The organism is Colwellia aquaemaris, from assembly GCF_057548755.1.
The window spans coordinates 1,393,353-1,410,327 of the sequence record NZ_BAAJLV010000001.1 but is presented as its reverse complement, the minus strand read 5'-3'; the positions used below and the strand labels follow the sequence as shown (position 1 = coordinate 1,410,327).

The window sequence follows — 16,975 nt, the reverse complement described above, 5'->3', positions numbered from 1 at the left end:
CAAAGACTTAATTTTTACAGTTAACTCGTTCGAGTTTCACCAATACAGTTTTTATCTATACTCATCTGCTTTTTATTAATTAAAGCAACTAACGACAACATAATGGGCACTTCCACGAGTACACCAACTACTGTTGCCAGCGCCGCACCTGAGTGCAAGCCAAATAAGGAAATGGCAACGGCAACGGCAAGTTCAAAGAAGTTTGATGTAGCAATCAAACAAGCAGGTGCTGCAATATTATTCGGTAATTTAAGCCATTTCGCGCCAATATAAGCAATGGTAAAAATACCGTAAGTTTGTAATATCAATGGAATAGCAATTAAAACGATGATTTGTGGCTGCTCAACAATGGTTCGCGCTTGAAAAGCAAAAAGCAGCACAACGGTTAATAATAAACCAATAATAGACCAAGGTTTAAGTTGCACTAATAACGCATTTATATCGCTTTCACCGCTAGCTTTATTTAAGTACTTACGCGTTAATACGCCTGCGATAAGAGGGATGAGTACATATAGCAATACTGAAATTAACAAAGTGCTCCACGGCACAACAATATCACTCACACCAAGTAATAATGCGGCAATGGGAGCAAAGGCAAAAATCATAATAATATCGTTTACCGACACCTGCACTAATGTGTAATTTGCATCTCCTTTAGTTAATTGCGACCAGATAAAAACCATGGCAGTACAAGGTGCAACCCCTAATAAGATCATACCGGCGATATATTCTTGTGCGGAGCTTGGGTCAACAAAATCAACAAATAAATAATTAAAAAACAACCAGCCCATCGCCGCCATCGTAAATGGCTTAATAAGCCAATTCACAATAACGGTTAGTAGTAATCCATTTGGGTTTTTGCCAACATTTTTTATCGAACTGAAATCTATCTGTATCATCATAGGATAAATCATTAGCCAAATGAGTACCGCAACAACAACATTTACATTAGCAAAAGATAAACTGGCAATTTTCTCAAATACCGCTGGTTGCCATAAACCAAGTACAACACCAACACTTATGCCGATTGCAACCCATATTGATAAGTAACGTTCAAAAATTCCCATCAAAGAGTTCCTCCACTAACCACAACAAGCTGCAACGCGCTCTGGTCGTTCACCCATGTTGCTTAACTTGCCTAGGCTATCAGCTAAAAAGGGCTTGTTATCTTGGGCAGTTAGGTTGATTACTTGCTGAGACCAAGCGGCAAGCTCTGGGTTTATCGCATAGAATACCCATTGCTTTTGCTTGCGTGTCACTAACACCCCTGAATTTTTCAACAAGGCTAAATGACGTGAAATTTTAGGTTGGCTTGACTCTTCAAGGGCAACCATAAGCTCACAAACACATAGCTCTCCCTCTTCGGCGATTAACAAGATGCTTTTTAAGCGAATATCATCCGCTAAGTTTTTATAAAATTCTGTTGGCGACATAAACTCACTTCCGTCTTAATTAATGAAAGCGATCATACAGCAACAAGTAACATAACAAAACAGTTATATACTAAATTTAATATATATGTTTTTTGTTATTGATATGATCGACATTTTCATCACCAGCTATTATTCGACTTACGCGCCACAAAAAAGTAGCGTTCATTTTTCAGCCAAAAATATAATTTCATATAATTCAATACCCTATAAAATTCGAGCAAATTAAGCATTGAAAGCAACCCAAATAGGAACTATTATCAATCGCGTTATCAATTATCAGTGAATATATATTATGTTTGTTTGTATTTGCAAAGGCATCACAGACCACCAAATTAAGCAATTAGTTACCGAGCAAGGTGTCGGTTCTATGCGTGAATTAAAGCAGCACCTACCGCTAGGTTCGCAATGTGGCACCTGCGTAAAAGTGGCGCAAAATATTATTGATGACACCATTATCGACGAAAGCTTATTCAAAGAGGTTGGCTAACAGAGCTAAGCTACTATTTTGCTTAATTAAAGCGCATTGATATTGATAATAGTTATTACTAGCATTATCAAGCGATTGTTTTTATTAGTTTTTTTTAAATATAGTTTTTGCTTTTCATTATTTTCTTCCTATAATTACTGCCACTATTGAATAACATTCTTTTGAGGCTCTAATGAAAGGCAATCCTGCAGTTCTCGCAATACTGAACAAAGTGCTAACCAGCGAACTTACGTCAATTAACCAGTACTTTCTACATGCCCGTATGTATAAAAACTGGGGCATTAATGCGTTAAATAGTAAGTGTTATAAAAAATCAATTCTCGACATGAAACAGGCTGACAAAGTGATTGAACGTATCTTGTTTCTTGAAGGCTTACCAAACTTACAGCAACTATCGCCTTTAGCTATTGGCGAGCACACGCAAGAAATGATCAGTTGTGATACCCGCTTTCAAACCGCACAAATAGATATTGTACGCAATGCCATTACGATTTGTGAGCAAGAACAAGATTATGTCAGCCGCGAAATGCTTGATAGCATTTTAAATGACGAAGAAGAACATTTAGATTGGTTAGAAACACAGCAATACCAAATTGATAACATGGGTATTGAAAAATACATTCAGGCACAGCTTTAAACCGTTAGAGGGTAAATAAAATGAAAGGTAATACTCAAGTTATATCTGCTTTAAATGGCTTACTAGCCTATGAACTAGCGGCAATGGACCAATACTTTATTCATTCACGCATGTATGAAGATTGGGGCATTAACAAGCTGTATGAACGCATTGATCACGAATTTGACGATGAGAAACAACATGCATCTATGCTCATTCAGCGTATTTTATTTCTAGAAGGTGTGCCTGACATGCAAACTCGTCCAGGCTTACATATTGGTAAAAACGTACCGGAAATGCTGCAAAGTGACTTAGATGTTGAATATGCCGTAGCCAAAGCACTTAGATCTGCCATTGCCATGTGCGAACAAGAAAAAGACTACGTAACCCGTGAAATTTTAGAGAAACTGCTTGACGATACCGAAGTCGATCACGCCTTCTGGTTAGAACAGCAACTTGGCCTAATCAAAACCATTGGCTTAGAAAACTACATTCAATCACAGTTATAACAACACGGTTGATTATTCCAACCATCAGCATTGTGCTGATGGTTGACATTCAAATCGTATTTTTACTGTCGCTATTTTCCGGTAACTTATTCCCACTTCCAGCAAAAAACATTGCCATAGTGCTAGCTGCCTAGTAGGCGATTTTAATCAAGAAAGTTCTCATAAAATAATACTTCATAATTAGCATAATCATCACATTGATAAATCCTCGTCACACTTAACGTAAAAGCAATTTGTCAGCTATGATTAATTAAGGTTCAGTATCTTAAATCTAAGGAAGGCAAAATTTAATGAACTTTGATTTTAATAAGAAAGCATGGAAAAATGTACTTCGCTTATCTCCCTTTAAACTTGAAACGTTAGTTATCATATTAATTGCTATTTTTAGCTTTTGGCTAGCACAAGAATATGATGCCTTTGAATACTTAATTACAGTATCGAGACAGTACGAAAACTACGAAATTGATGAAATATTTACCTTATTAATTATTGCTGCCATTGCATTAATGATAATTACTTACAGAAATGTCAGGCATTTAAAACTGGAAATTATTAAACGTAAAGCAGCTGAACACAGCATAAAAAAATTAGCCTTCTACGATAGTCTCACCGGCTTGCCGAACAGAGAACTCTGTATTAATCGATTCGAGCATATACTAAATCAATCAGCCAGAAATAACGGCTTAGCTGCCGTCTTATTTATTGATTTAGACAACTTTAAAGAAGTTAACGATACATACGGTCATGACGCTGGTGACGATTTACTCAAACAGTTTTCTACTCGGCTATTAAAACAACTTCGCAAAGGAGATACATTATCGCGCTTTGCTGGCGACGAATTTATTATCTTGCTCGAATCCGTTGGCTCGTTAAATAATGTCACTATATTGGCAAACAAAATATTAAATTGTGTACAGTCCCCTTTTCAAATCAACGCTAATGAAACAACTGTTGGTATGAGCATAGGTATTGCCATGTACCCAAATGACGGCAAACAAGCGCCACAACTGCTAAAGCATGCCGATACTGCTATGTATCACGCAAAACATGAAGGAAAGAACACTTTTAGATTTTATTCCAACGAGTTAAACACTCAAGCTCGAAATAAGCTCATTGTTGCTAACCAGTTACGCCAAGCAATAGCATCAAATGAGTTTTCCTTGCAATTCCAACCTATTATCAATACCCATACCAATAAAGTTAAAGGTGCTGAGGCACTTTTACGATGGCAAAACAAAACGTTAGGTATGGTACCACCTGACGTATTCATTCCAATTGCTGAAGAAATAGGCCTAATAAACGCTATTGGTGAATGGGTACTACTGCAAGCTTGCCAAACTAACAAAACTTGGCACAACTTAGGTCACGATAACTTAATTATGTCTGTTAATATGTCAGCTAAGCAAATTGGACGTAAAGACTTTATTGATGTTGTTTCATCCTGCTTACAAACAAGTCAATTACACGCGAAGTTTTTAGAACTGGAGTTAACAGAAACAGCAATAATGAATGACATTGCTCAAGCGCTTCTTCAGCTTAATGGCTTAAAAAAACTCGGCGTTTCAATTGCACTTGACGACTTTGGCACAGGTTATTCTTCCATATCCTATTTGCAAAAACTGCAGTTAACTCGATTAAAAATAGACCGAAGCTTTATTCAACATATTCCTGAAAATCCTGAAGATATCACCATTACCAAAGCAATTATTTCGCTAGCGAACAACTTAGGTATTAGCATTACCGCAGAAGGTATTGAAACACCTGAACAATTAAAATTCATCAACACCACCATTGTCGATTCAGCACAAGGTTATTTATTAGGTAAACCAGTTTCAGCACGCGAGTTCGAACAATTATATTTAGCAAAAAGCATGTTAACCAGTTGTACCTAAACTCAAGCTAACACGATAAAACAAAGTGAACTTCAACTTATCTAAATGACGATAACTTAATATACAGCGACAAACATTTAGTTCTCATTTCACAGCCATTTCACAAACCCATTTTTAAGATAATAGATAATTTCTATTAAATAACGTAAAAGTGAGCTTTTCTATGCCTTGCTACATTGAACTTAAAAACATCAGTCAGTCGTTTCAAACAACCGAGTCAAACGTCACCTTATTTGAAAATCTCGACTTAACGATATCGCGCGGTAAATCATACGCAATTACGGGTCCTTCTGGCGCGGGTAAATCAAGTTTATTAATGTTGATGTCTGGCCTTGAACAACCAACAACAGGCCAAGGTACTTATGTCAACGGCGAACATGAGAAACCATTATCAGAATTAAGAAGCGATATCGGCTTTATATTCCAACAGTTTCACCTGTTACCTGAATTAACGGCGCTAAACAACGTTGCCTTACCGCTAAAGTTAAGAGGTGATAAAAATGCGCTATCAAAAGCAAAACATTGGCTAGAGAAAGTGGGTTTACAACATCGATTCGATCATAAGCCCAGTGAGCTTAGTGGCGGCGAACAACAACGTGTCGCGATAGCACGAGCCCTAGTATTTGAGCCAAAGTTTATATTCGCAGATGAACCCACAGGTAATTTAGACCAAAAAAGTGCCAGCGAAATTGCCGACATTCTATTTACCTGTTGCCAAGAAAATAATGCTGGTTTAGTGGTTGTGACTCACAGTGAAGTACTAGCTGAGCGAGCACAGCACAGGTTTTCACTTGCTCAAGGAGAGCTAAGTCTAAAAGAAAATAATATTTTAAAGGTGGCATCATGTTAATTAGCAACAGTAAACTTGCCTGGCATTTTTATCAACAAGAGTTTAGCTCACCTCATCAACGATTATTACGTTGGACTCAAGGTATTTTATTGTTATTCATTTTAACCTTAGGCCAAACCAGCCAAAGCATACAAGGGTATTTAAACGACAATTTACAAAGCCTATTAGGTGCTGATGCCGTGCTAAGCCAAGCGAGCGCCTTAACCACAAAGCAGCACAACGAGCTAGCAGCAATTACCAGCAACATTGTGCAAACTCAAGATATAAAAACAACATTAACCCATAACGGGCAATGGCAACGCACTAAATTAAAAGCGGTTGATGTTCAATACCCGCTACAAGGCCAACTGCTTACATCAAAATCACTAAATGATGAAGAAGTCGCAACATTTTCTGGCCCCGAGCAAGGGCATATTTGGCTCGACACTAGACTACTGGCTGGCTTATCAATCAATATTGGTGATTATTTGCAAATAGCAAATCAGCCATTTTTAGTTGCTCGGGTATTACATCACGAGCCCGACCGTTTAATGGAAGGTCATAATGTTGATATGCGGGCGATGATTAATAGCGCTGACATAAACTCATTAGGTTTTGCCCCTGAACTTATCCATTACCGTTACTTAATTGCAGCATCTAACCTCCAAATTGATACATTAATAACTTGGCAACAAACAAACCTGCCTGCGGCGCAAATACACCACAAACAAGGTAATCATCCATTAGCGCTGTTTTGGCAAAGAACCGAAAACTTTATGGGCTTGGCATCAATTCTTTTGTTCTTTATGGCAGCCATTGCTATTAACCAATTAACCCAAGTGCACATCAAAAAAGACCAATACTTCTCAGCAATTTGCATGAGCTTTGGCGCAACAAAAAGTAACGGCAATCAAGTGTCAATTTTAAAGTGGTTATTTGGTCTGCTGTTGATAATGCCTGTTGTCATTGCTCTATCAGCAATAAGCCATTGGCTGATCATCAACTGGCTAAACGACACCTTTGCAAACATAGTCTGGCAATGGCACTTAACATCAATGGTTAACTCAATACTTGCGGTAACCGCCATCTTTGCTATTTTCCACGCCCCTGTTTGGCTTTCACTGCGCAATAACTCAGTTGCAAAATTATTTAATAACAACAAACAAGGCTTAAGCCACTGGTTAAGCAAACTAAGTAGCTTAGTCGTATTATCTTTGGTTGTCGTAAGTTACTCAGACAATGCCCTGTTAACCTTGATGATGGTCGCAGCAATCGCATTTACCATTATCATAATGATAGTGATCAGCTGGAGTTCCTTAACGTTTGGCGAAAAGCTCAGCCAAAACTTTTCCGGTTTAATGCCATTTTCATTATTTATGATGAAGCAACGTTTAGTCAGTAAAAGCACGCAAATTTTAGGGGTCGGCTTATGTGCTTTTTTACTGCTGTTTACCTTAATGCTGTTAAAAGATTTAGGTGCTACCATGACCTCATATCAGCGCCAGCACGACGGCAACATTATTGTTTCGCAAGCAACACAACCGCAAATGCAATTTATCGAAAATTGGGCCGACGAACACGCCATCGACATTCGTCAAGCTAAGCCATATATGTACGCCAAATTAATCGCGGTGAATAATCAATCATTAGCGGAATTTAGCGATAAGCCAAGCGACAGTATGGCAACCTTTAGCAACGTCATTCGCTTACATTGGAGCGAAACAGTGCCGACAAACAACAAGGTGATTGAAGGCCAATGGTGGCAAGCCGATAGCGAAAACTGGCAACAAATATCGATTGAAGAAGAAGTGATGACTGACTTAGGTTTAGCCCTTGGTGACTGGTTAACGTTTTTTATCGGCCAACAACAAGTAAAACTGCAAATAGTGGCAAGCCACATATTTAAACCGGGCGCGGGCTCTATTACTTTTTGGGTGCAAATGCCGCCAACCGCCCTCGCTCATATTCAATCAGCACATTACAGCATGGCAAGTATCGAGTTAAATCAGCAGCAAGAAACATTACTACCAGCGCTATGGCAAAAGTTTCCCACTTTACGCATGGTATCGCTAAAAGAAGTCACCGAACGTTTTGACAGCATGCTAGCTATGATCACCAAAGTGATCAGCGGCTTTTCATTGATGATCATTATTCTAGCCAGCGTGGTAATTCTCGCTTCTATTAGCGCTTTAGAATCGCAAGAAAAGAAAAAGAACAGCATTATTATGAGCTTTGGCTTTACTCGCGCCACTTGCTTAAAACTCAATATCATTGAGTGGTTAGTTACCGCCAGTATTACCGCCATTGGCGCTATTTTAGGGACTTACTTTTCCGGTGTGCTCATTTATCAATCTCAATTTTCGTTAACTTATCAGCCTGACTTCATTTGGTTAGGCACCACCTTAGTGATTATTTTATCGTTAGTAACAGGCTTAGGTATATATGCCAGCAGACACAGCTTACAAAGTTCAGTTAAGCAATTAATGGCTGACACCTAAACTAAATTTCAGCCAATATTTCACATCTGTTTCACAACACACGCGGCATTATTGGCTTAAATGATAAGGAGAATATCAATGACAAGTTTAGTAAAAACAATAAATAAACTCTTAGCGTTAATAGTTTTATTAACGCTATCAATTCATGCTTATGCAGCAGAGCCGAAAAAAGTGGTTATGGTGGTTAGCGGCTACGGACAGCAGCAAGGCGAAGAAAAACCCGGCTATGAATTCGACGAATTTGCCAAAGCTTATTCGGTATTTAAAGCCAACGGTATTAAGGTAGATATTGCCAGCCCAAACGGCGGTAAAGTGCAAGCTGATAAATACGACGCCAAAAAGTCATACAATGCTGCAGTATTAGCCGACCAAGTAATTATGGCTAAATTAAACAATACCTTACCAACAGCTGATTTAGACGCCAGCAATTACGACGCAATATTTATTGTTGGTGGTAAAGGTGCCATGTTTGACTTACCAAAAGACACGGCCCTACAAGCTTTTATTGCCGATGTTTATCAAAGCAAAGGTACCGTTGCCGCAGTATGCCATGGCCCTGCCGCCTTAGTTGATGTAAAACTAAAAGACGGCAGCTACTTAGTCACCAATAAAGCGGTTAATGGTTTCACCAACCAAGAAGAAAAATTATTTGGTAAAAAGTGGCTGAGCAAATTCGAGTTTATGTTAGAAGATAAACTCACCGAGCGTGGCGCTAAATTTCAATCAAGTGAAATAATGCTAAGCCATGTTGCCGTTGACGAGCGTTTAATAACCGGACAAAACCCAACATCAACGGTTGATGTGGCAACAGCACTGGTGAAAACATTAGGCCTAACACCAGCTGCACAAGAAAAAGATAACGAAGACAACACCATGGCGGTTATCGCACGCTTTCTCGCTGGTGATAAAACCGCGTTAAATATTATGACTGATACACCTGAGCAATATCACCTTGCCCTCGCTGGCATGTACGGCTTTTATTATTTAAAAATTGCAGAAAACAACCCGCAGTTTGAGCAAGCATTATCGTTAATGACCATTGCACAAAAAGCCATTAACAACCCGATGTTGGATATGAAAATTGCCTCAACACAACATAAATTAGGACGCGTTCTTGAGGCAAAAAACACCTTAAATCAACTACTCGTAGCAAAACCTGATTACAAACCCGCATTAGACATGTTAAAAACGTTATAGGAAATTAAATCATCAAACAACACCGCAATGAAATAGTTGTGGTGTTGTTTGTCATTTGGTAGTTATATGAAAACAAACGCAACTTCACTCAATGTTCTGCTCGTTGAAGACCAACAAAGCATTGCTAAAAATATTGCCGAATACATGGAAGGCAAAGGCCATACCTTCGACTTTGCCAGCCAAGGAAAACAAGGGCTTGAGCTTGCGCTAGAAAACCACTTCGACTTGATCATACTCGACCTGAACTTACCGAAAATGGACGGGCTTGAGGTTTGTCAGCAAATACGAAAACTATCGAGCCGCCATATTCCAATATTAATGCTGACCGCGCGCGACAGCATTGAAGATAAAGTTTCTGGTTTCACTGCCGGCGCTGACGATTACCTCACTAAACCGTTTTCACTACAAGAACTCGAAGTACGCTGTTTAGCATTATCAAGACGTCATTTATTGCAAACATCTGATGTGTTAACTATTGGCCCGCTAGCTATTGATAGACAACGAAAACAAGTTTCTCGAGATAATAAGCCGCTGGAATTACATGCCATGGGCGTGCGCATAATAACAATACTGGCAGAAGCCTATCCGCAAGTGGTGAGTCGCTCAATGCTTACGCAAAAAATTTGGGGTGACGAACCTACAGAATCAGACGCGATGCGCTCTCATATTTATCAGCTACGTAATATTTTAGACAAACCATTTGATTACCCAATATTAAAAACCGTACATGGCGTTGGCTTTACCTTAGAGGTTAAAAATGAACAATAAAAACAGTAAACCTCACAGCTTGAGCCGACGCATTGTCGCGCAATTTTGTATTTTCACCTTAGTCATTTCAGCCATATATTGTTTTTTCTGTCTGATACTTTTATATAACCTAGAAGACAGTTTTATTGAACGTGAAGTAGCACACGAAGCAGAATATTTGCGCGCACAGTTTAAAGAAAACGGTCAATGGCCAAATGCCCGCCCGTCACATATGTCGGTGTATTTTTCAAAAAATACCTTACCTGAAGATATGCAACAACAGTTTTTAGCAGAGCCGCAACGTATAGAGTTTTATGGCGCAGAAGGTCGGCATTATCATTTGTACACTCTGTCTAAAAGCGACAACATTTATTTAATTGCCGAAGTGAGTCAAAACCTACTGGTTCGTCCAATAAGAGATGGCGTAATACAGTTCTTTTTAATCTGTGGCGGCATACTTTCACTGGTGGCATTTTTTATCGCTTGGCGACTTGGTAGAAAAACCGCGACGCCACTAAAACAATTAGCTGACTTAGTCGACGGAGTCGCGCCGGAAAATATCCCCAATACCTTTGCCCATAACTACCCTAATAACGAAATAGGCGTATTAGCACGTACACTCGAAAACTCTATGCAGCAAATTAGCAAAGCACTTGAGCGGGAAAAATGCTTTACCCGCGATACCAGTCATGAATTACGAACTCCGGTCGCCATCATTAAAAATGCCGTTGAGGTCTATCACAGTAAAAATACCGAGGACGATGACAACAACCAATTAATTAGCCGTATTTCAGATGCTGCTATGCAAATGGAACAAACGGTAAATACACTGTTAATCCTCGCGAGAGAAGAACATAACAGTGAGAACAAGTCCCAAATTCAACTTTTGCCCTTGGTTGAACAATCGATATTAGATCACAGCTATATGCTTAACGGCAAAGCGGTAGAAGTCGACGTTACCAACAACTGCAACACGCAAATACATGCGCAATCAGGCATGTTAAAAGTGTTACTTGATAACCTACTCAGTAACGCTTTTCAATACACCGACTTTGGCGAAGTTAACGTTGACTTCATTAACAACCAATTAGTGATCAGTGACACAGGCCCTGGTATTGAACAAGATATTTCTTCATGTATTACCGCGCCAGCAGTGAAAGGTAGCCAAAGTACCAGTTATGGTTTTGGTTTATCAATCGTAAAACGTTTATGCGAACACCAAGGCTGGCAACTGACGGTGGAAAGCAACGAGGGCACAGTGGTTTCGGTGCTATTTGCGACAGAGTTAAAATATAGCAAGTAAAAAACAATGCAATCGCTAATAAATTGATCTGCCCTCTTTCACTCGCGAGTTGGGCAGGCTATTATCGCCGCTAATTTCAACCATGTATTTTAGTGTTTATGAAAATTGTTGCAGGCTTTTGGTATACCTTCCTTGTCGTTGCATTGTCGATAGGCTTCTTAACTGGAATAATTCAGCAATACTACTATGTCGGTGGCTGGAACAACGCGCCATTGTTGGCAAAAATTGGTATCCCGCTAACCTTTATTACCTTCATTGGTTTTTGGATAATGATGCTGGAAGACTTTATTGAAAACAAAACTAAACAGCACCGCGTATTAATCGGCTTGAGTTTATTTTTTCTGCACTGGATAGCAATTTTAGTTTACTTTTGGGCGGTGGTTTATCGTCGAGAAAGCAAGAAATCTAATATTAGTTAGGACAAGTTAACAACCTAACTTTTTCAACATCATCAGTATCTGTTTGTGAGCTTAATTGCGAGTAACTATCAGCTAAAACATACTAAATGCCGCGCCTAAAGAAGTGCTAAGCCAAGCGTTTCTGTTTCATTATGTAACTTATAAATATAGCTAGCTCTCTCACGTAGCCCATACGGTTGAAGTGACTAGTCTCTTCCGACTAATTAAAGCAATATTTCCTGATTTCGCGCAAGGTTATTTCTAACCTGTAGAGTTAATCCATTGATGGTTATGATACATTTTAGTAACTTTATTAAGTCAATAAAATTGAGCAAAGAAAATAATTCTTATTTAAACAAGGGTTATTTCATTATAATAAGCTGTTTGCATAAATAACATGGAGGTTCACTTGGAAACTATAGAACAATGTAATAGTAGAAATATTCCATTACCAATTCAAAGGGAAGTACGTCAACGATGTGGTTTTGGTTGTGTTATATGCGGCATGCCACTTTATGAGTATGAGCACATGGAAGAGTGGGCTGAAGTTCAACGCCATGTATCTGATGAAATAACATTGCTCTGTGATCAACATCACAGAGAAAAAACGGGCGGCCTATTACCAAAAGAAGTTGTCAGCCTTGCTAATAAAAACCCACACAATTTAAAAGAAGGTGTTTCCAAGCCGTATAATTTACATTTTGCAGGAAATAATGCAACGGTGGAGATTGGTAGCAATACATTTACTTGCCAAGATCAAGGATATGGCACTGCAATGGTTCCAATTAGTGTTGATGGAACACCATTGATTGGGCTAATTTTGGCTGATGGGCACCTATTACTAAACCTTGTTATTTTTGATGAGTTTAACTCCCCAATTCTTCATATCAAAAACAATCAACTTTATTACTCCACAGAGTCTTGGGACATTCAATTAGTTGGTACTACTCTGACAATCCGAGAAGCCCATAGGAAAATTTTACTAGAAATAAAATTTTGTCCTCCTAACAAAGTAGTTATTAATCGGGGGCGTTTTTTACGAAATGGTGTAGAGATTCTTGTTCGCCCTAAAAATATATTAATTACAAATAACTCATCTTTAATTAGTGGTTGCACTGCGACAAATTGTTTTGGTGGTCTAATTATCGGACACCATGAAAAACCGATTGGTGGTTTTATGGCATTGAATGGCATACCACGATATTTGGGGGACAGGAAAGATGCTTTAGAATTTGAAAAAGAGTCTTTGAAACGTATTGAAGGTCAATGTAGCTAACAAGCTACTCAAACACCTGATATTGATAATCAAAATAAGTATCTTTAGACACTTCATCTATTTCAACGAAATAAGCAAACATACCTTTCATTTTTAAGGCATGTTCACTAAACAAAATAGCGTCATCAATTTGTATAAAGCTAAAGGTTAAATTCAATTCATTAATCGAGGCGCTAAACATCGGTGAAAATGGCGCGTTGTTGGTGATGGTTATAGTTTCAATAAACGCGCCGTGTTTGTTGTAAGACAATAGGCCGTCTAGCTTGCCTTTAGTTTCATCACCAAATTGGCTTAAGGTAACCTGAAAGCTCATTTGAATATGACTACTATTTTCTGATTGAAAGGCAAGTGTGTCTTGGTTAATGATCTCCCTTAGCTTAACACTATAGCTGTTGCTGCCCTTAGCTTGCTCACGCTTAGTTTTTAAGAATTTCTCTTGCTGTTTCTTTGTCGCTTTTTCACCATTAGCGCTGATCAATAACCATCGTTTATTGATATCGGCATTTGGGGTGAATTGTTCAACACTTTCGGTGATATCGCCTTCTTCATTCTCGAAGCGATTAACGGTAAAGCCCCAGTGCTTTCGGTCGGTTTGTTCAAACTTAACAATTGCTTGATGGATTTTGTCTTTAAGTGAATTTTGCTTTTCAACGCCGTTGCCATTGGCATACGCGCTGAAAATCGTAAATATAAAAACGGCAATAGCCAAACCACGCTTAGTATTCATCATAAACTCTCACGGTATTTCTCAATATTTTGCAGCATTTTTTAGTGATTAACTGCCGGATTAATGCTGAGAGTTTATAGCGGTGGCTGTGAAAACTTTGTGAAACCCTACTTTATCAATAGCAATTTACCATTAGCAATTTATAAGCAACAAAAAAGCCAATGAGTTTCCTCACTGGCTTTTTGAACTTTGATTTTTAAGCTGCTAAAGCAAAAGCGCTGAGTTAAAACACTTAACTAAAAGCGCTTAAACTTTTAACACTCAACTTTTAACACTTAACTTTTACTTTTTAACACTCAATTAAAAATCATAGGTATAACTAACACTGAAGATCGTACCGACTTCTTTTGAACGTACGGTAATATCAGACTGTGTGACTTCTTGGTCTTCACCGAGTAAGTTCTTCACCTTCACTTTTACTTTCGAGTTGAAGTCTGGATAATAAGTATAAACTGCGTCAAGCGAGTGGAACGGTTGCTCTAGCGCGTCTTCCCTGCCGCCAACACCTGAGGCAATAATACGTTCACCAAATACGTTATAAACTAATGAGCTACTATGATTGCCGTTAGCAGAGTCATAATTTAGCTGTAAGTTAACCACGTATTCTGAATGCCCTGTCATGCGTTTTTTCGGATTGGTTAAGTTGCCGGCAAACGCTGGGTCAATCGATACTTCAGAATCACTTAAGGTAATGTTACCTGAGGTGAAGAAGCCATCGGCTAACCAGGTTAAGTCGTGCAACCATTCTGCTTCAATACCGTAAACTTCAGCCGTTTCGCCGTTAACAAACGATAAGGTGTAGTCTTCATCACCAATTGATAATACTGACTCAATTGGTTTTTCGATATCTTTGTAGAATAAGCCGACTGAATAGTTGTCGCCATTGCTAGCGTAATACTCGTAACGGGCATCGTAGTTTTTAATTGGGCTACTTTCTAAACCCACACGACCTATAGTGCGAATATCTGTTAGCGGGTCGTAGTAGGCAACAGGTACCACTTCACGTAAGTCAGGACGTACTACCGTTTCACCGTAACCAAAACGAATTTGGTAATCGTCGCCACCAATATAGGTAAACGATAACGCGCTGAAGAAGTCATCTTCTATGATGCTGCCGTCTTTAATTTTATCTTCTGAAAAGAATACATCTAAGTCTTCTTTCTTGAAAATCAAACTAGAAGTCGCTAATGAAGTTTGTTTGAATTCTTCATAACGCACACCACCACTAACACGCCACTTGCCCTGATAAATTAAGTCAAAGGCACCGTAACCAGCATCAATTTTCTGCCCTGCTAAGTAGTCGTCGGCGTCGGGTGCTGTTGGCTCGTTAAAATCAACTAAAATGCTGTTGTTATCAAGCAATTCATCGGTTAAATAACTAGTTACACCTAGCACTGAATCAGCACCTGAATTCACCGGAATTTTCACACCACTGTCGTTACTAACGGTAAAACTTGAGGTGGTGTAGTAACGGCCTTTATCAGAGAAGTCGTAACCAGCTTTAAATTCAAGCTCAATGTCTTGAAAGTACAATGGCAAGGTAACGTTACCGCTATAGGACTTCACGTTATCTTCAAGTGCTAAGTATGAATAAACCACACGGTTGTCATCACCAGTAATGTCAGATTTTTGATAAGCGCCATCAACATAGGTGTCGATAAACTTATATTTAAAATCGGTTGGAATTTCAGTTTCCGCGGTTGATTCCGTATATTGCCAGTCAACCCCTAAACCTGCGTAGTCAGTAAAGGTATGTTTACCCATAAACTGCATGATTTCTAGGCTGCGTTCTTCGTAATTAAATTCATGCGAACGTTGTGCTTGGCCGTTACCGAAAATAGTGTCAACGGTACTGCCGTTCGGGCTTTCGATTATGCCGATAACACTTTCGTCTTCGTTATCTTCAAGATAAATATTCGTCCATGAAAGCTGATGGTTATCAAGCTGATAACCGAGGTTAAATACTGCACTTAAGCGTTCATTTTCGGTGGTCACTTGTGAAGACTTTACCGTGTTATAACAGGCGTTAGCAATTTGCTCGTCGTTCAGTAACGTTTCACTACAGTTATCAGAGAAGTTCTCGCTGACCACTGCTGATTTTTTATTAGCAAACTGCCAATTGTTATCGTAAGAAACCGCTGCTAAGAAACCTATTTGGCCGCCAAAGTAGTTTTCGTCAAATGAATTACCTATGCTCGCTTTGATATTATACGTAGGGTCGAGCGATTCATCTTTCATCACCATATTGCGCGGTAATGATTTTAGTAAACCTTGGTTAATGGCGGTGGCTTGTTCGCCACGTGTTGCGCTATCGTTGTCAGTTAAGTTATCGGTTAAGATAATATTACGCAGCGAAAAGTCACCCTTGTATTGCACTATGGCGTTTTGTAATTCGCTTGGTAACCCATTGCCTTGGCGGTTGTAGGTGTAGCCGTCTTGTGAGTTTTCATCAAAAGCTAAGCCCACTTCGAAACTAGCAACAAAGTCTTTTGGCACTGACTTAGTTCGAATGTCGATTGCGCCACCACCGAATGCCGCTGGCATAGACGGAGAATATGACTTTTGCACTGATAAACTTTCGATAATGCTGGCGGGGAAAATATCAAGCGGTACCACATTTCGGGTTAAATCAGGGCTTGGAATATTGGCGCCGTTTAAACGGGCACTTGAATAACGCTCGCCTAAACCACGCACATAAATAAATTTACCGTCGACTAGTGTTAAACCAGTAACTCGTCGTAATGCTGATGCAGCATCACTATCACCAGTTTTTGAAATTTGTTCTGAACCTAAAATATCGGCAACAAACGCTTGGTTACGACGTTCTTCAATAACTGCCGCGGCACTACCTTGTAATCGGGTTGCTTTAACTACAACCTCTTCCATTACGTCGCTCTCTTCTGGTGTGCCTTGTGCTAATACACTTGGGACATTGGCTAATAACCCCAGACCAACGGCAAGAGAAACTCTTTTAAGTCTATGTTGAGTTGTCATGTTTAAATCCTGCTTTCAAATCAAGTTAAAAAAAGACGCAGCACTCACTGCGTCTAAACTGGTTTTAAA

Annotated in this window: 15 protein-coding genes; 11 read left to right on the top strand and 4 right to left on the bottom strand. The window is 39.1% G+C overall.

The window, feature by feature from the left end; all coding sequences use genetic code 11:
• Window positions 1–20: 20 nt before the first annotated feature.
• Both arsB and AC27HL_RS06255 read right to left on the bottom strand, forming a co-directional pair.
• The gene (arsB, locus tag AC27HL_RS06260; RefSeq protein WP_487079816.1) at window positions 21–1,067 is read right to left on the bottom strand and encodes an ACR3 family arsenite efflux transporter; all 1,047 of its coding nucleotides are present in this window, start codon (window positions 1,065–1,067) and stop codon (window positions 21–23) included.
• 15 nt (window positions 1,068–1,082) lie between these two features.
• The gene (locus AC27HL_RS06255; protein WP_487079815.1) at window positions 1,083–1,433 is read right to left on the bottom strand and encodes a metalloregulator ArsR/SmtB family transcription factor; all 351 of its coding nucleotides are present in this window, start codon (window positions 1,431–1,433) and stop codon (window positions 1,083–1,085) included.
• A 292-nt stretch (window positions 1,434–1,725) separates the two neighbouring features.
• On the opposite strand from AC27HL_RS06255, the gene AC27HL_RS06250 reads away from it, so the two are divergent.
• From AC27HL_RS06250 to AC27HL_RS06200, 11 genes are all read left to right on the top strand, one after another.
• Window positions 1,726–1,920 (top strand): bacterioferritin-associated ferredoxin, encoded by a 195-nt coding sequence (locus AC27HL_RS06250; RefSeq protein WP_487079814.1) that lies wholly within the window; start codon window positions 1,726–1,728, stop codon window positions 1,918–1,920.
• A 172-nt stretch (window positions 1,921–2,092) separates the two neighbouring features.
• Window positions 2,093–2,557, top strand: coding sequence for a bacterioferritin (gene bfr, locus AC27HL_RS06245; RefSeq protein ID WP_487079813.1), 465 nt, complete (start codon window positions 2,093–2,095; stop codon window positions 2,555–2,557).
• Window positions 2,558–2,577: 20 nt separating this feature from the next.
• Window positions 2,578–3,045: a bacterioferritin gene (bfr, locus tag AC27HL_RS06240; protein WP_487079812.1), complete on the top strand. Its 468-nt coding sequence runs from the start codon at window positions 2,578–2,580 to the stop codon at window positions 3,043–3,045.
• Window positions 3,046–3,335: 290 nt separating this feature from the next.
• The gene (locus AC27HL_RS06235) at window positions 3,336–4,937 is read left to right on the top strand and encodes a putative bifunctional diguanylate cyclase/phosphodiesterase (protein WP_487079811.1); all 1,602 of its coding nucleotides are present in this window, start codon (window positions 3,336–3,338) and stop codon (window positions 4,935–4,937) included.
• A 163-nt stretch (window positions 4,938–5,100) separates the two neighbouring features.
• Window positions 5,101–5,787 carry an ABC transporter ATP-binding protein gene (locus tag AC27HL_RS06230; RefSeq protein WP_487079810.1) on the top strand — a complete coding sequence of 229 codons (687 nt, stop codon included), beginning with the start codon at window positions 5,101–5,103 and terminating at the stop codon, window positions 5,785–5,787.
• Window positions 5,781–8,264, top strand: coding sequence for an ABC transporter permease (locus tag AC27HL_RS06225; protein ID WP_487079809.1), 2,484 nt, complete (start codon window positions 5,781–5,783; stop codon window positions 8,262–8,264). The genes AC27HL_RS06230 and AC27HL_RS06225 overlap by 7 nt, the downstream gene beginning before the upstream one ends.
• A 78-nt stretch (window positions 8,265–8,342) precedes the next feature.
• Window positions 8,343–9,461 carry a type 1 glutamine amidotransferase domain-containing protein gene (locus AC27HL_RS06220; RefSeq protein ID WP_487079808.1) on the top strand — a complete coding sequence of 373 codons (1,119 nt, stop codon included), beginning with the start codon at window positions 8,343–8,345 and terminating at the stop codon, window positions 9,459–9,461.
• A 66-nt stretch (window positions 9,462–9,527) separates the two neighbouring features.
• Window positions 9,528–10,229, top strand: coding sequence for a response regulator transcription factor (locus AC27HL_RS06215; protein WP_487079807.1), 702 nt, complete (start codon window positions 9,528–9,530; stop codon window positions 10,227–10,229).
• Entirely contained in the window at window positions 10,219–11,511 is a 1,293-nt protein-coding gene (locus AC27HL_RS06210) for a sensor histidine kinase (RefSeq protein WP_487079805.1), read from the top strand. The genes AC27HL_RS06215 and AC27HL_RS06210 overlap by 11 nt, the downstream gene beginning before the upstream one ends.
• Window positions 11,512–11,609: 98 nt before the next feature.
• Window positions 11,610–11,930 carry a hypothetical protein gene (locus tag AC27HL_RS06205; protein ID WP_487079803.1) on the top strand — a complete coding sequence of 107 codons (321 nt, stop codon included), beginning with the start codon at window positions 11,610–11,612 and terminating at the stop codon, window positions 11,928–11,930.
• Window positions 11,931–12,318: 388 nt separating this feature from the next.
• Complete coding sequence (locus tag AC27HL_RS06200; RefSeq protein WP_487079801.1) at window positions 12,319–13,185, top strand: cell division protein; 867 nt, start codon at window positions 12,319–12,321, stop codon at window positions 13,183–13,185.
• 4 nt (window positions 13,186–13,189) lie between these two features.
• On the opposite strand, the gene AC27HL_RS06195 is transcribed toward AC27HL_RS06200, so the two are convergent.
• Window positions 13,190–13,915 (bottom strand): hypothetical protein, encoded by a 726-nt coding sequence (locus AC27HL_RS06195; protein ID WP_487079800.1) that lies wholly within the window; start codon window positions 13,913–13,915, stop codon window positions 13,190–13,192.
• Window positions 13,916–14,212: 297 nt separating this feature from the next.
• Entirely contained in the window at window positions 14,213–16,906 is a 2,694-nt protein-coding gene (locus AC27HL_RS06190) for a TonB-dependent receptor plug domain-containing protein (protein WP_487079799.1), read from the bottom strand.
• Window positions 16,907–16,975 lie beyond the last annotated feature (69 nt).

Bases quoted from the DNA above. Each gene is read 5' to 3' on its own strand.
- arsB (WP_487079816.1), bottom strand. From the start codon at position 1,067: ATGGGAATTTTTGAACGTTACTTATCAATATGGGTTGCAATCGGCATA.
- AC27HL_RS06255 (WP_487079815.1), bottom strand. From the start codon at position 1,433: ATGTCGCCAACAGAATTTTATAAAAACTTAGCGGATGATATTCGCTTA.
- AC27HL_RS06250 (WP_487079814.1), top strand. From the start codon at position 1,726: ATGTTTGTTTGTATTTGCAAAGGCATCACAGACCACCAAATTAAGCAA.
- bfr (WP_487079813.1), top strand. From the start codon at position 2,093: ATGAAAGGCAATCCTGCAGTTCTCGCAATACTGAACAAAGTGCTAACC.
- bfr (WP_487079812.1), top strand. From the start codon at position 2,578: ATGAAAGGTAATACTCAAGTTATATCTGCTTTAAATGGCTTACTAGCC.
- AC27HL_RS06235 (WP_487079811.1), top strand. From the start codon at position 3,336: ATGAACTTTGATTTTAATAAGAAAGCATGGAAAAATGTACTTCGCTTA.
- AC27HL_RS06230 (WP_487079810.1), top strand. From the start codon at position 5,101: ATGCCTTGCTACATTGAACTTAAAAACATCAGTCAGTCGTTTCAAACA.
- AC27HL_RS06225 (WP_487079809.1), top strand. From the start codon at position 5,781: ATGTTAATTAGCAACAGTAAACTTGCCTGGCATTTTTATCAACAAGAG.
- AC27HL_RS06220 (WP_487079808.1), top strand. From the start codon at position 8,343: ATGACAAGTTTAGTAAAAACAATAAATAAACTCTTAGCGTTAATAGTT.
- AC27HL_RS06215 (WP_487079807.1), top strand. From the start codon at position 9,528: ATGAAAACAAACGCAACTTCACTCAATGTTCTGCTCGTTGAAGACCAA.
- AC27HL_RS06210 (WP_487079805.1), top strand. From the start codon at position 10,219: ATGAACAATAAAAACAGTAAACCTCACAGCTTGAGCCGACGCATTGTC.
- AC27HL_RS06205 (WP_487079803.1), top strand. From the start codon at position 11,610: ATGAAAATTGTTGCAGGCTTTTGGTATACCTTCCTTGTCGTTGCATTG.
- AC27HL_RS06195 (WP_487079800.1), bottom strand. From the start codon at position 13,915: ATGATGAATACTAAGCGTGGTTTGGCTATTGCCGTTTTTATATTTACG.
- AC27HL_RS06190 (WP_487079799.1), bottom strand. From the start codon at position 16,906: ATGACAACTCAACATAGACTTAAAAGAGTTTCTCTTGCCGTTGGTCTG.